General features: G+C 54.2%; 16 protein-coding genes. 4 read left to right on the top strand and 12 right to left on the bottom strand.

What is annotated here, in order from left to right; genetic code table 11:
- Positions 1-25 precede the first annotated feature (25 nt).
- Together K3T82_RS30110 and K3T82_RS30105 are read right to left on the bottom strand one after the other, a co-directional pair.
- Positions 26-1,069 carry a methyltransferase gene (locus K3T82_RS30110; protein ID WP_220197211.1) on the bottom strand — a complete coding sequence of 348 codons (1,044 nt, stop codon included), beginning with the start codon at positions 1,067-1,069 and terminating at the stop codon, positions 26-28.
- A gap of 170 nt (positions 1,070-1,239) precedes the next feature.
- Positions 1,240-2,481 (bottom strand): cytochrome P450, encoded by a 1,242-nt coding sequence (locus tag K3T82_RS30105; RefSeq protein WP_220197210.1) that lies wholly within the window; start codon positions 2,479-2,481, stop codon positions 1,240-1,242.
- A 512-nt stretch (positions 2,482-2,993) separates the two neighbouring features.
- Between K3T82_RS30105 and K3T82_RS30100 the strand changes: the two genes are divergently transcribed.
- Complete coding sequence (locus K3T82_RS30100; RefSeq protein WP_220197209.1) at positions 2,994-3,857, top strand: LLM class flavin-dependent oxidoreductase; 864 nt, start codon at positions 2,994-2,996, stop codon at positions 3,855-3,857.
- A gap of 46 nt (positions 3,858-3,903) precedes the next feature.
- Positions 3,904-4,356, top strand: a complete 453-nt coding sequence (locus K3T82_RS30095; protein ID WP_236031644.1) for a nitroreductase family deazaflavin-dependent oxidoreductase — start codon at positions 3,904-3,906, stop codon at positions 4,354-4,356.
- Between the two features lie 413 nt (positions 4,357-4,769).
- Here K3T82_RS30095 and K3T82_RS30090 read toward each other — a convergent pair whose 3' ends face one another.
- The 9 genes from K3T82_RS30090 to K3T82_RS30050 all read right to left on the bottom strand — a co-directional run bounded on the left by K3T82_RS30090 (position 4,770) and on the right by K3T82_RS30050 (position 12,012).
- A complete protein-coding gene (locus K3T82_RS30090) occupies positions 4,770-6,110 on the bottom strand; it encodes a phage portal protein (RefSeq protein WP_220197208.1) in 1,341 nt (446 codons plus the stop codon).
- Between the two features lie 171 nt (positions 6,111-6,281).
- The gene (locus K3T82_RS30085) at positions 6,282-6,620 is read right to left on the bottom strand and encodes a hypothetical protein (protein WP_220197207.1); all 339 of its coding nucleotides are present in this window, start codon (positions 6,618-6,620) and stop codon (positions 6,282-6,284) included.
- A gap of 119 nt (positions 6,621-6,739) precedes the next feature.
- Entirely contained in the window at positions 6,740-7,066 is a 327-nt protein-coding gene (locus K3T82_RS30080; RefSeq protein ID WP_220197206.1) for a hypothetical protein, read from the bottom strand.
- Between the two features lie 79 nt (positions 7,067-7,145).
- The gene (locus K3T82_RS30075; protein ID WP_220197205.1) at positions 7,146-7,721 is read right to left on the bottom strand and encodes a hypothetical protein; all 576 of its coding nucleotides are present in this window, start codon (positions 7,719-7,721) and stop codon (positions 7,146-7,148) included.
- A gap of 98 nt (positions 7,722-7,819) precedes the next feature.
- The gene (locus K3T82_RS30070; RefSeq protein WP_220197204.1) at positions 7,820-8,119 is read right to left on the bottom strand and encodes a hypothetical protein; all 300 of its coding nucleotides are present in this window, start codon (positions 8,117-8,119) and stop codon (positions 7,820-7,822) included.
- A gap of 18 nt (positions 8,120-8,137) precedes the next feature.
- Entirely contained in the window at positions 8,138-8,713 is a 576-nt protein-coding gene (locus K3T82_RS30065; protein WP_220197203.1) for a hypothetical protein, read from the bottom strand.
- A 109-nt stretch (positions 8,714-8,822) separates the two neighbouring features.
- Positions 8,823-10,886 carry a phage major capsid protein gene (locus tag K3T82_RS30060; protein WP_220197202.1) on the bottom strand — a complete coding sequence of 688 codons (2,064 nt, stop codon included), beginning with the start codon at positions 10,884-10,886 and terminating at the stop codon, positions 8,823-8,825.
- The gene (locus K3T82_RS30055) at positions 10,883-11,374 is read right to left on the bottom strand and encodes a hypothetical protein (RefSeq protein WP_220197201.1); all 492 of its coding nucleotides are present in this window, start codon (positions 11,372-11,374) and stop codon (positions 10,883-10,885) included. The genes K3T82_RS30060 and K3T82_RS30055 overlap by 4 nt, the downstream gene beginning before the upstream one ends.
- 254 nt (positions 11,375-11,628) lie before the next feature.
- Complete coding sequence (locus K3T82_RS30050) at positions 11,629-12,012, bottom strand: hypothetical protein (RefSeq protein WP_220197200.1); 384 nt, start codon at positions 12,010-12,012, stop codon at positions 11,629-11,631.
- Positions 12,013-12,604: 592 nt separating this feature from the next.
- Between K3T82_RS30050 and K3T82_RS30045 the strand changes: the two genes are divergently transcribed.
- Both K3T82_RS30045 and K3T82_RS30040 read left to right on the top strand, forming a co-directional pair.
- Positions 12,605-12,877, top strand: a complete 273-nt coding sequence (locus K3T82_RS30045; protein ID WP_220197199.1) for a helix-turn-helix domain-containing protein — start codon at positions 12,605-12,607, stop codon at positions 12,875-12,877.
- 23 nt (positions 12,878-12,900) lie between these two features.
- Positions 12,901-13,074: a hypothetical protein gene (locus tag K3T82_RS30040; protein ID WP_220197198.1), complete on the top strand. Its 174-nt coding sequence runs from the start codon at positions 12,901-12,903 to the stop codon at positions 13,072-13,074.
- Here K3T82_RS30040 and K3T82_RS30035 read toward each other — a convergent pair.
- Entirely contained in the window at positions 13,071-13,889 is an 819-nt protein-coding gene (locus K3T82_RS30035) for an alpha/beta fold hydrolase (protein WP_220197197.1), read from the bottom strand. The two genes, K3T82_RS30040 and K3T82_RS30035, sit on opposite strands and share 4 nt — an antisense overlap.
- Positions 13,890-14,108: the final 219 nt, after the last annotated feature.

Here is a 14,108-nt window from a genome sequence, read left to right as displayed (position 1 = left end):
GACTCTCTGGCGAATCTAGATTGGCTTATGCTCGCACCTGGGCTGTCAGGATGCTGTCATCTGTGCTCGTTGGTGTGTGACTGACAACTTCAAACCCTGCCTGCTCCAACAGACGTTGGAGTTGTGGCACTGTTCGCTGATAATCTTCATCAAACCACTGGCGATGAATCAGACCTGTAACAAGGTAAGGTGTGAATTTGGCGGGTGGCGTTTGAAGAATATACTCGATGACATAAAGCCTGCCAGCAGGAGCCATCGCCTTGCGGCAATTGTTGAGAATCTTCAGGCAAGCCTCATCATTCCAATGGGTAAGAATTTCTTTCAGTAAGTACGCGTCTCCGCCCTCTGGAACGCCTTCGAGGAAGTCTCCCGAGTGGTAGGTATAACGACCAGCCAGCTCTGATATGAATTCCTGAGCCTTTACATTCTCAATCATTGGAGGAACTTCGAGCAAGGCGCCTGTCGTCTCTGGATACTTTGAGAGAAGGGTCGCGAGGAAGCTTCCATCCCCTCCACCAACATCGACGAATGAACGGCGGTCTGTCAGATCCAAAACCTCAGCGATTACTTCGTTGAGCGAATCGGAAAGCGTAACCACGGCACCATTAGCGATGGCAAGATCCTCCGGATGCGTCCCCAGGAAGGACCAGAGATTTTCTCCAAGAATGTGCTCAAAGGCCGATTTCCCTGTTCGTATGGAGTAAGCTAGCGCCTCTGGTGTCCACACCGCCCTTTGCGAGTCTGAGCGTATCAGCTCGGACACGCTTACTAGCGAACAAGGGATATCGGTTTGCAGATAGCGTGATCTTTCTGTATGGGCAAAGACTCCCTCTTCGATTTCAACAAAAATGTCTTTACTGCACATAGTGCGCATATGCAGCGCGAGCATGTCTGCCTGTACGCCAACTTGCTTCGCGAGCACTTCTACAGATTGAGGGCCCTCGCTCAAGTGGTCCGCGACTTTCAAATGCACGATCTCTTGCAGGCTCATAGAAAAGTACATGTCCAGGAGCATACCATAAACCGCGAAGATGTGGTCAGCGGCACCTCGATCAGGTTGTTGAAGCATCCGTCAAAATCCTTTCTAAGAGGAAAGTTGACCCGGCTTGTTCGGCTCCTGGCATCGCTCGATATCCCGAAGAGCTCTTAACCAGCAGCGGACTGGCTGCCATGACCGGGTCAACGGCTGTTTCTTCGGCTCCTGGACCTCCAGGACCAGAAACGCAGGCTATGAGGTCATTATTCGCCCACTTCAACCCATAGATGTTTGAGACCACGCAGGACGAGTCCGTCACGGTACTCCATAGGCTGATTAGGAACCAGGCGCATATGAGGCAAGCGCTGGTGCAGCACTTCTAACGCGATGCGTGCCTCTACGCGAGCCAGGGGCGCTCCAATGCAGAAGTGAATACCTTGCCCAAACGTCGCGTGACGAGTGTTCTGTTCACGGTGCGGATCAAACTGATCAGCATGAGCAAAATGGTGCTCATCATAGTTGGCGGAGGTCAAGGATGTATAGACGAGCGCACCAGAGGGAATTGTCACACCACTCACTTCCACATCCTGGGTCGCGTAGCGCATGATGCCAAGAATTGGAGTGCAGAGGCGCAAGCCTTCCTCTACCAGCATGTTCAAATGCTTGGGGTCCTCATTCAGATTCTCCCAGTCAACATTTTTGAGCAAGAGAGCAATAAACGCAGCCATAAAATACTGCGTGCTTTCAAAGCCGGCTACAAGCACTGAGACCAGGACGTCGGCTAGCTCCGCGATGGTCGTCTGGGACTGCTCCTTTTCGACTTCTTGGATCAAGGCTGAAGGGAGATCGTCCTGCGGGTTCCGTTTCCGGTCTTCCAGCATATCCAGCACATATTTATAGAGCTCGACGGTCTTGGTAGCGTATTCTATTTGCTTCTCAGGCGTGACGGCTGCATTGAGCAAATCAATGAGCGCGTCACTCAAGACACGTACCTTAGTGTTTTCGCTCTGTGGGATACCGAACAGATGACAAACGACGTGAAGCGGCAGAGCGTGAGCAAAATCCTCGACAATATCCACCTGGCCCTGTTTGGGAAATTCATCAATCAATTTTGATACCAGTTCGCGCACACCTGGCTCAAGCTTGGCAACGCGACGTGCGGAGAAAGCTGCGGTAAGCGGACGGCGCAGGCGGGTATGGATTGGCGGATCAGCCATGATCAATCCACCGGATTCCGTCCCGAACATGGTATCGCGCAAAAGTTCTTTGGCCTCTGGGATCAACTCGGAAGGGGAAGCGAACGCCTTGGCATTGGTAAACGCCTGGTGATCTTTCAAAATCCGTACAACGTCGTCGTAGCGAGAGACGAACCAGAAATTAAACGTTGGGCTATAAAAGATGGGTTGCTCTTCCCGGACCTGGGCAAAGTAAGCGTAAGGATTGTCAGTGAATGGGGACTGAAAGGGCTGGAAATCGAGCTTGGGCGTTTCTATCGTTTTGTCCATCAGTACCTTTTACCTCCATGAGGGTGCTCTAAAAAAGCCGATTATTGTGTTTTTTGCCTAAGATGAACGATAGTATCACCAGACGCATACGATTAACAAATTGACTGTGAAGCGCCCATTTCTCTTATATGCATCTCACGCTTTTATAAGCTCTGCATGGTCCTGCGAGTAGTGCCACGCATCCCTCTGGCTCCATCACTGTCATAGGAGAAAATGTGCCGCGATCGTTGTTATGAATGCGTCCTGTCCCAAGTATAGTGTTCAATCACTGTCCAAGCATCGTCAAAAATAACTAACTCCTGGGAAAAGAGTCGCTGATTGGACAATCATCAGTTTTAACGATGTAAACTCGACCGTCACCCTCCTATAATTGCGAGTAATTGATCAAGGATCAAAAGAAGGTAAGCATGCCTGCGGCATACTGGTGTTGGCCATTGTATAAGCCAGTTTCGTCTTCTTGAGGAAGTAGATAGTTTACTCAGAAGACTCTTCAAGGGTTTATGGAGGTACCCATGAAAATAGGAATTGCGCTCCCATCGGCCTTTCTTAACGTTCCTGGCGAGGTGATCCGAAAATGGGCCAGACTTGCCGATGAAGGTCCATTTTCTAGCCTTGCGGTTCCGGATCGCCTGGCCTACAAAGATTTTGATGCGCTGATGACTCTGGCGGTTGCCGCCGGGGAAACCAAGCGGGTGCGGCTGCTAACAAGCGTGCTTGCGGCCCCTTTGCAAAACACAAGCATTCTGGCTAAACAGATGGCGACCCTGGACGTTCTCTCCAATGGTCGTCTGACCCTGGGGCTTGGTATTGGTATTCGGGAAGACGATTACCGCGTCGCCTCGGCTTCGTATCACACACGAGGCAAGCACTTCGAGAAGCAGCTTGCAGAGTTGACGCGTCTGTGGTCTGGTGAGCCGTATGATGAGGAGACCGGGCCAGTTGGTCCCACTCCGGTGCAGACGGGTGGACCTGAAATCTTGCTTGGTGGCTTCGCTCCTGCCGCTATCAATCGCCTGGGACGGTGGGGCAATGGCTATGTTTCAGGTGGTGGTGACCTTCAAATGATCAGTGGATGTTTCCGCATGGCTGAACAGGCCTGGCAGCATGGGGAGAGGTCAGGAAAACCGCGCCTGGTGAGTGATGCCTTCTTTGGACTTGGGCCAGATTCCGCCGCACGCTCCGCCGCGTATATCCTTGATTATCATGCGCCCCTGGGTCCAATGGCCCAAATGATGGCGGCTGGCGTTATATCTTCTCCACAGATTGTGAAAGACAAAATCAAAGCTTTTGAAGATATTGGAACGGATGAAGTGATATTCATTCCATGTATTCCTGAAGTGGATCAGGTCCGTCGGCTGATTGATTGTCTTGGCTAGCTCTTGACTTCCTCATACATGAGCGCATTTAAAGGAGATATAACACATGAGTAGTTCTGTTGAGTCCAATGAACGGGACGCGATGAAGAAGCAGTTCGATGACTGGAACACTCATAATATCGAGGAGTTCCGCGCCAATGGAGGCAAGATCGGTGGTCCACTCGAAGGCAAAAGCATTCTCTTGCTTCACACCATCGGAGCCAAGAGTCATCAGCCGCGTATCAACCCTTTAGGGTATATTCAAGAGGGTGATGCCTTCGTTGTTATGGCGTCGAAGGGTGGCGCGCCGACCAATCCCGATTGGTACCACAATATCCTGGCTCATCCCGAGACCTGGATTGAAGTGGGAACTGAGCGCTTCAAGGTCCATGCCACGGTTCCAGAGCGAGAAGAACGTGATCGTCTTTACGCCAGTGCCGTCGAGCAAGCACCAGAGTTTGGGGAGTATCAGAAAAATACTTCTCGCATTATTCCTGTTGTTGTTCTCAAGAAAGTCTAAGGCCTTACGCGGAAACCACCGCCGTTAGTCGCGACTAACGGCGGTGGTTTCCGCGTAAGGAGTAAGAATAATGGCGGGAGGATACTCTCATCATTGGAGTATCCCGCTGTATATTGGTGCGACGCGAAAATAATTTGGCCCTGGTCAAGCAATCTCCTGTGATAGCAGAACTACTCTGTTGATGCTCGGCGAGCTTATATACATTGTCAGAGTTTCGCAAACCACTTTCGATTGCTTAACCGGGTCACTGGCAGTATCGTACGCAGGTCTACCTACCACGCACTTTCTTCGCGTGTAATTCGCCGGTTATCGAACCACCCCCATGAGGGTTCATGAACCAGCATATCAATGGCTACTGTGTTCGGTGTCTCGCTAGTGCGGCGGGGAGGTGAGTGCCACTCATGGCGGAGTGGTTATACACGCGCATGCCCCTGTTCTTTACGGATGCGGGCGAGTTCTTCGTGGACGCTGACATCTTCACCAGCGAACTTGAAGAGCAGACGCATGGCGGTTTCATCGCTGAGCCAGCCTTGCGTGCGAGCGCTGGTGAGCGCCTGGACGAGCGTATTCGCGGCTGTGGCGAGTTGCTGATTATCGTCCAGGTCGATTTCAGGGAAGACAATCTCGTAAGCGAGTTCCAGGCTGGCATCGAGGCGTCCGGCGTGGCGGGCTTCTGCGAGCACGCGGTCGAGGATTGAGCGCAGGATATGTTTCACAACACGCTGGCGGCGCTGGAATTTGAGTAGAGTGGGCATTCCCATCTCTGCGGCGGTGGCGCGGTTGCCATTGTTGCCATCCGCCAGGAAGTGTTCGGGCAGACCCGCGCCAGCGGCTATGAGCAGGCGAAGGGCGCGTCCATCTTCTTTCGCGTCGTTGGCATTGATGGCTGGCTGGACCGCTTGCCAGTGCTCGTTATCGTTGTGGATGAGGATGGAGCCGGGAGGGGGAGGAGTCGCGTACTCCATACGTTTGGCATCGATGGTCTTGCGGTCAGCGCCGCGTATGGTTACGTCCCACAAAAAGGCTCCTTTGAACTTGTTAATGCGCACGCGGTCGGTCAGCCAGTCTTTATAGCGGCGCAGCCAGGGGAGCAGAGGCGCGAGGTCCGGGCTACCGCGCCGGGCATTGGAGACCTTGTTAATAGCGAAGTGCTGCATCTGGTCTCCGGCGCGGAACCATGTGCCGGCATCGGCGTCGGGGGAGGCATCGAGTGGACGCTGGTGGAAGCGAAGCGGCGTCTCAATATCCTCTGGATCGCACTCAATCTGATCGATAAGCGAGGGATCGGTCAGACGGACGCGGACGCTACCATCGAAGCGGTTAACGAAGTAGCGCACAAAGAGTTCGCCATAGAGAGCAAGCTCATTACAGATGGCGTAGACGCGTTCGTCCATCTGGTTTGCCTGCCAGAAGTCATCAAGGACGCACTGAACGCGTGTATGGCTGGCATCGAGTTTCACACCGCGCCCGAGGACGAAACTTGTTGTTGTCTCGATAATGGAGAAGGCGAGCGGATTGGTGTGATAGGCTTCGTATGCCTGGTTGTGGATCTCCAGGTAGGCGGAGGGAACGAAATCTTTGGGTGAGAGATTATCTGAAAGGCCGCGCCATGCGTAGTCGTCCTCGCCAGGGCCTGCCGTGTATGGGTAGAGTGAGGGGATATGTTGTTCTTTTATGCGCTGGCGTGTTCGTTTAACGAAGCTTTCGCGTAAGCGCCCGAACCAGGAAGTCGCCATCCGATATTGATCTTCCACACTACCATCCCTTCATTTGTATAAGCCGTAAGTTGATAGCGCACATGTAAGCGGGTAGACGTGGCGCTCGCTTGCAGAGCGTCAGCATGCGTTGGGGCTGTCGATGCTGTGCGCTTGTATATGTGCTTCTTATAGGCAAAAGGGTGTGTAAAAGTGCTTGCAACTCGGTGGTTAGATGGTCTGGGTGGGACCGAGCTGCAAGCACTTGAGAAAGCGGTGAAGCGTAAACGGTAGGAGCAAGCAGGGAACATTGTGCTCGCTGCACCAATCGGAGACCTCGTCATACGCGGTGGTCACCAGGGTTGGTACGGGGCTAGAGAGCAGCGAATCCAGTGGGATACCTACTTTAAGCAGGCAATCACTACTAACAACGAGCAGGCTGAAAACCTGATCTTGCTCACGGCGAAAATGGATCATGCTAGGAAAGCTGGTAGCGGGAATGTGCTCCATTTCGAGAAATTTTTCGAGCACATAGGCGAGATCGTTGTTGTCTTGCACAAGGGCAATCATGAAGTTCCTTCTCCTTCTCCTTATCCACTTCAACCTGACAATTTCCTTGGTGCAAAGCCAATGATACCATTTTACTACTGATTACGCAAAACAAGTGAGTACTATAGTAATGTACGATTTTATGCTTCCTGATTATCATTCATCTCATCGAGTGTACTAGCGGCTGAAGCTGCTGTTCGACTACGCATTAGACTCTTAATATGCTCTAGCCGCAATCGCGCTTCATGCTCATTCTCTTGCGGTTGTTGCGCCTTTTCCTCTTCTATGGATTGGAAATTCTGGAGCACGCCAAGGTACTTGATGGCGAATTCCAAGCGTTGTCTGCTGGTCAGCTCGCTGATTTCGATGCCCGAGAGTAGCTCGTCAACCTTCTCCCCCAGGCGCTCGATCCAGTATTGCGTTGAATAGGGTTGTTTGCCAGAGTGGTTGGAAGGCGAGTCTGTCATGGGAAAAGTCCTTTCGTTATTTCAGGTCATTATTTCAGGCGGGAGCGTCCCTTTTCACACAAAGGAAAGGGGCGCTCCTTTACATCACATAGCCATAGACGTAGATCAGGACGTAGGTGGTCGCGCTGACGGTAACGCCAAGCTGACCACTGGAATTGAGCGGAACGAGACAGCTCATATCAAGCTCTTTGCTCGCGGCCTGAACGACCATGCTACAGGTGGTCGCGCCGGGAGGACCGAAGGTCGCCTGGGCCGTCGCGGTGGTGCTACTGATGGCGATATTGCAGAGAATGGCGTTGGCCCTAGCGGGAATATTATTAATGCCTCCCGCCTGGATCGTCGCCGAGCCTGTGCTGATATTGCCATCCTGAAGCTTGTATTTTGGGATAAAGGCCATGCGCCCCGGAGGATAAGCCGGAACGCTGCCACTTGTCGGGCTGGTATAGCTCGCGAAAACTATAGCCTCCGAGAGATTACTTTCATCGAAGAAGAGGACGGCGCAGTACGCCCCATTGAGCATGCTCGTCGCGTCAACGTGGAGCGCGACGGGTACGTTATCAAGCGTGATAGTCTGCGCTTCGATAAGGTAGACTGAGCAGGTATAGGTGCTCTTGTCGAAGCTGGTGATAAAGCCGCGCTTGATCGTATGCGCCATCCTGTGTACTCCTTTGCTAGAGTGCCGCTGCGGAAGCGACGCGGCTACATATGGGGCCATTGCTGCGGAAGCGATGCGGCTACAAATGTTCGATAGTATTATGCATCGTTGCAGACTTGGCCTAGCTGGCTAGCGGACAGGGCATCGGTTCCGGAGCTGTAGGCGTGGAAACTAGCGGCGGTGTAAGCGCTACCCAGAGCCGTGTTGATGGTGCTGGCAAGCGTGGCGATGGGCAAGCTCGCGTTTGTACTAACGAGATGCCAGATGCCAGCGGAAGGAAGCACGCCGTCGCTTGCTTGCTGATAGTAGGCGAGCGTGCGCATGTTGACATAGGTGCCAATGGGGCTGCTCTGAGTGCTGCCGAAGCGCCCGAAGGCCAATTCCATCGCGTTGAGCATGTGTGTCCTCCTAAGACCTTAGATCTCGATCCATCTGTAGGTGACTTTCCAATCCCCAGCGGCGGCGAGGTCGAGGTAGAGCGTTAGGTTGGTGCCGCTGCTGGCAGGCAGGTATAGAGAGTTACCCTGACTGAGTATCTCGATGGGCTGAGTCGTGGGTGTGGCGAAGGCATCGAGCGGCGTCCCACTGACTGCCTGATTACTATTGGCATAGGTCACGCTGCCGAGCGCCAGGGACGAGCTTGATCCGCCCAGGCTGGTATTGCTTACATAGGCATTACTGCCGAGGGCAAGATTGCTGGTCCCGCGTGTTAACTGGTGCGTTTTCGCGCTGCTTGAGAGGCAGGTGAGCGAGTAGAGCAGAACACCAACGGCGCTATTGTTGTAGAGCGAAAAGGCGACGATCATTGCCCCACTCGCGTTCTGCTTACCCGTAGTAGCGACAAAGCCCTTCCCGCTCTGAATCGCGCTCTGGATGCTGCCGCCTGAGACGAGCAAGTTGCCACTGGCATCCAGGCGTAAGGACTGACCAAAGTTTGTCGGACCAAGTGCCCCGATAAGGCCCGAGCCATCACTATTGATATAACTGGTCATGTTCGCGTCCTCCAATCATATCCGTGACGAACCGCCATATGTAGGCGCGGAGCTTGAACCTACGCAACCTTTCCCCGCGCGTCGCGCCTACATATGAGCCTTCCAAATGCTAGTTGCCCCGGTAGAGTCCGCGATAATCGACGACCGCGCCACCGTACTCATGCCGGATCTTATACGTGATGACATCCTGGGTGAAGTTCTGGCCCGACGTGGGCTGATCCTGAATGAAGAGCGCAGGATTGACCTGACCGCCCACAAAGCCGATCTCAATGGTGTCAACCTCGCGCGGATCGGCGGCGAGGAACCACTGGCCTGTGTTGCTTAACTGGGGCGAGATGATAGGCTGGACGTAGCCAAGCATGGGATTGATATCGTTATTGTTGCTGCCAGGAATGTTCGCCGAGCGCGTCTGAATCATCGCCAACCACTCTAACTCAGGAGGCACAATCAGGAAGCGTGGACGCAGACCCAGGCGCTTGCCTGCTGAATTGCTCTGTTCGCGCATAGCAGTGACACCGCTTTGCAGGGTCGCCGTCGAGAGAGGAGCGGAGGCCGCAAGGTTGTTATGACCAGCCGCGAAGAGGTTTACACCATCGTAGATGACCGGGTTGCCACTGAGGAAGCCATAGACGAACTCGGCGAGAGTGTAGGCCGAGGCGATAGCCAACTTGGCTGGTATCTGGCGAATGGCCTGAAGATCATCGTTGATGATGGCCTCGCGGGTGATGGGAACGAGATTGCCTCGCTTCTGCGCCACATAGACGGCGGCACTATCGCCCGTTGAGAGGGCCTGATAGGGGGTATCTTCGGGAACGATAGCGAGATTGCCGAATGCCCCCATGCGCACGCGGCTCTGCTGCTTGAAATCCTTGATGGAAGTCACCATCACGAACTTCTGCCAATCGGCGGGCCAGGCCTGATAATCTTTGAGCAGGCGCTTATTCATGCTTGACCCCAGCAGGAAGGCAAAGTTCGCCGTCGAGAGGTCGGCCTCGCTGACGTAGCCAGTAGGGGCGAAGGGGCCGGAGGGCAGGAGCCCAAGCTGACTCTGAGCGCTGATACCGCCGCGCAAGTGGTTGTCTCCGGTCACGCGTCCATAGGCCTCGCGAATGCCGCTGAAGGGACGGATATTGCCGAAGCGGGTTGCATCGACCTCCAGACCGAGCATCGCGTCGAAGGCGGCCTGGACCTTCTGCGCCTCGCTGACCATCCCGCTTACCTGGATTTTCTCATAGCCGTGACCACGAACGAGGCCATCGCGCGTGAGTTGGGCCATCAGATCGAGCGCCGAGGTGAGCTCAAGTTCTAGCTCGCTCTCCTCAAAGAGACGGCCTTTGAAGCGCCCCCGCACCTGAGCCTTGATCGGTTCAGGGAGGATGCTCTCTTGCAGACGACGCTCAAGCTCCAGGTCACACTGCTGAAGTTGAATATCCTGACGCATGCGCTCAAGTTGCCGGCGCTGCTCCTTGAGTGATATTGGTTTCTGAGAGGGCTCGAAGGTGTGGTGAGCTCTGGACGATTCCTGTTCAAGGTGGGGAAGGCGAAGCTGTGACAACTCATCGTTTGATTGCTGCTCTGCCATAGGTGAAGAACCTCCATTGGGCATGGTAGACGTGGAATCGTGATGCAGGATATGACGGATACCGCCCCCGGCGCTTGGTCGCGTCACCACATCGCATGAGTTGAGTGCGTGAATGGCGGTAATCTCGCGTGAATTCGTGGACTCGTTGACCTGCCAGCTACCGAGGAGATCAACTGACAGCCCGATCAATTCGGGACGTTCAAGCTGGCAGACTTCGCTCATGATGGACCAGAGCCAGCCAGCAGCCTCGAAGATGTGGAGCGTGGCATCAACGCGGCCCGGCTCTCCATCCGCGCCCGCGTGAAAGGCTGTATCATGGTAGAAGCCCACCACGTCGCGCACACTCCGAGGTCGTATGTCTGCCTCTTCGCGTGAGTGATCAGCATAGGCGTGCGCGCCCTCCAGAAGCGCCGCGATGCTTTGTAACGCCGCGTCGTCATAGACATAGCCGTTTTTGGAGCGCCCACCCTGGATGACCGTCACCCGCACGGCATGTCCACTCTCCTGAGAGTCCGACAGGCGCTCAACTATACGCGCGTCGGTGATGGTGATATGCTGCCCCTCGCGCGGGTCGCGCGCCGGATGACTCAAGCGCACGACTCCTGATCATCGATATCGCGTTTGCGCTGGTATGCCTGCTCGTTGGCTTTGCGCTGTTTCTCGATCTCCATCAGCTCATGTCGGAGTTCTTGAGCCTCGTAGTACTCGACGGTGCTCTTTGGCACGCATTGCTCGAAGGAGCGCAGGGGCCAGCCACGTTCTTGCATCTCATGCGCGAGCATCTGCTCCATTGGTACATAGGGCAGGTTATCGAGGGTATACCAGCGGGGAGCCTGCTCCCGCTCTGGTTCCGTAGGCTCTGCTTCAATACCCAGCCAGAGCGCCATCTCCAACTCATCCTCAAAACCCATATCTTCCGCGCTCGGTAGCTCGGGCGTGAAGAGCGGTTGGAGTGGATCGAAATGCAGGCGTGATGAACCTCGCACGCGACGCGGACGCGTATTCGTAGTTCGTGATGTCCGAAATGCTTTGCGGAATGGTTCAGGTAGGTTTGATGTTGGCTGTTCTGTATTGCTCATAAGATTATGTGCTTTCCCTTATAACATGTTCTAAAAAGCATTCGCCAACGCCGCCTGTGCGGCGGCTAGCTTCGACGCCACATGCTTCCAACTCAAGCCGAGTTTGTGTTGTGCCAAATCTGACCATCTCAGGCGGCTACGCTCAGGCGAATGAATGGCTACACATTAGAAGGCTTGCGTATCTCATATGCAGACATATGTATCAACAGCGCCGCTCAACCACTCTCCATCTAAAAAGGAGGGGATGTGTCACGTTAGCGCAGGCGGCGCAGGTAGACGCGCAGATGTGTCCCTCCGGGCAGGATGCCAGCGGGTACACAGGAGACAATCTCATATATTGGAGATGTCTGTACAGCCAGGGCGGTCGCGGTTGGCGTATCGGCGATGAGCACCACACCAGCGAAACTAGTCCCCAGGGGCGCGAGCATAACCGTATCCACGCGTGCACGTGGGGTTTGCCCCTCCTGGTCGGGTATCTGGGGATCGATTGCCAGATCTGGTCGGAAGACCACCGCCTGCGCGTTATAGCTATAGCTTCCGGCGCTATTAGTGACCAGAACGACGCTTCTCTGGCGTCCGGTGAAGCTTTTGTTCACCATTTGCTGAATGTGGCTTGTCTTGCGGTTATCGAGTGGCATAGCGAACCTTTTTGCTCGCCAAGGGGAAGCGATAAGAGAATGGAGAATTGGTGAAATGTGTGATCTCTAGAAATCTATTGTCAATGCAAGTGATAGTCATGGTGGAAACCCCTCTCATCCCAACTTCAACATTACCCATATGTGCCACCGGGCCGCCGGAGCGGCATAAGTCCAGTTATTTCAGGGGATAGTCGCATTACAATGGACGCACTATCATCGTTATTATCGTGATCTAAGGAGTTTAACAAGAAACAAGACCCAGATCCCATTCCACTAGGAGTAAGTATAGCATGGATAAACAAAAAATGCAAATAGATGAAAAATGATATAGCGATTTATATAAAAGGTGTTTTTGTAACGCGTAGATGAGCTGTGGCGTGGGAACGAGCACGGCAAAGGGTAGAGAGAGGGAGAGGTCATGTTACCTTGACAGAAGTTCAGCAATGAACTACCATTCAAAGCGCATTGCCACGGGCTTGATGGCACATCTTGCGAGAGTTACCACCAATTTAAACCTGCGCGCTAGCAGCGACAGCGGCGCCGTGCCCTCGTATGAGGGTTGGTTTTTGCAGAAGATATAGTAGGGAGAAGCATGCAACCGATTGAAGAATTACGCTATCTTATACTTGCTGCCCAGCGTGAGGGTAACCGCATGTTCACCGAGGCCCTGCGCCCCCTGAACCTTACCTCTTCTCAGGCGGAGGTCCTGCGGGTACTTCAAGAACGTCAACCGTTGTCGCTTGTTGCGCTTGGCAGTATGCTCATATGTGAAGGTGGCAGTCCGAGCCGCCTGGTGAATGGGCTGGTCGAGGGGGCCATATCAGGCGTATTCCCTCAAAGACGAGTGGGCGTCAAGTCACGCTGACTCTGACTCCCCAGGGAGAGAAGATGGCGGAGCGGGTCGCCTCCGTTGAGGCGGAATTTTATGCCGCGTTCGGCAATATTCTTGGGGACGAAGCCGTAACGGAGAGCCTGGATCTGCTGCGGCGTTTAGTCGAGGGGCGACCTGCCGGAGAGGCGCTCAATCGTCGGATGCAAGCGCCTCTCCCAGAGAAAAGCTAGGCGTGATACTTCTTCAGGAAGGCGCGGACTGTTGCCAGAGTCGGTTCATAGCTTTCGCGGTGGATATTGTGCCCTGTCCCAGCGATGTGTGCGACCTCGCCCTTGAGCCAGAGGTCGGCACACTTGCGCGTGGTTTCTGGCGAGACGATTCCACCTCGCTCGACCTCTCCCGTCAGTAGGAGGAGAGGAGTGGTGATCCCTGGCAGAAATTCGCGCCAGGGGAGATCCCCTGGTTCCATATGCTCCAACACTTGAACCGAGAATTGCTCCTTCGAGCGGGACCAGGGGGCTATCTCCTCCTCCGCCCACTGTGGATTATCGGCTCGGCAGCGTGCCTCGCGCTCCTCAGCGGGTTGCGCCTTTACATCAAATATCCACTGCCAGTTGCGGGGCTGTCCTTCCCTTGTGGTCTCAAGGAGTGGCGGGTCCTCCAGTACGACGGCCCGTAGAGCGGGACTGGACGCATTACTCAGGATATGTGCCACACTGAGCGCGGTTCGTCCGCCCATAGAGTGCCCCCATACAAATGGCCTGTCGAGGTGTAGGGCCTCGATCAGCGCGATGGCGTCACGCGCCAGAGTTTCATAAGAAAATGCGCTGATGCCGCTTTGCGTTTGCCCATGTCCCCGTGCGTCCGGCATAATTACATCGTACTCCTCCGCCAGATCGCGCGCGACCAGGGGCCAGCATTCCCCGCTATCAGTCACACCATGCAGCAGAACGATGGCAGGCTTATTACTATCACCTGTGCCCATGCGGTAGTAGTGAATATCAATGCCGTTCGCACGTATTGTCTGGTCAAATACGTTTGCCATGAATATCTCTTCTCCTTGCCGTTCTGGTGAAAGTACATCCATTCTTTTTAATCTATCACGCCTACACTAATGGTAGCAATGGGGCGCGCGAAAATATTGGGGCGTGGATGCCTGGATGGAAGTGAGGAAAGCAAGATAGGAGAAGTTTTTTTCTTTGCAAGGTGGTAGCGTATATTTGTTCGCAACAGGTCTGGTCTCTATCAGACAGGAGAAAGAGAA

It is taken from the genome of Ktedonospora formicarum, assembly GCF_016587355.1.
GTDB classification, from domain to species: domain Bacteria; phylum Chloroflexota; class Ktedonobacteria; order Ktedonobacterales; family Ktedonobacteraceae; genus Ktedonobacter; species Ktedonobacter formicarum.
This window is presented reverse-complemented; position numbering and strand designations above follow the sequence as displayed.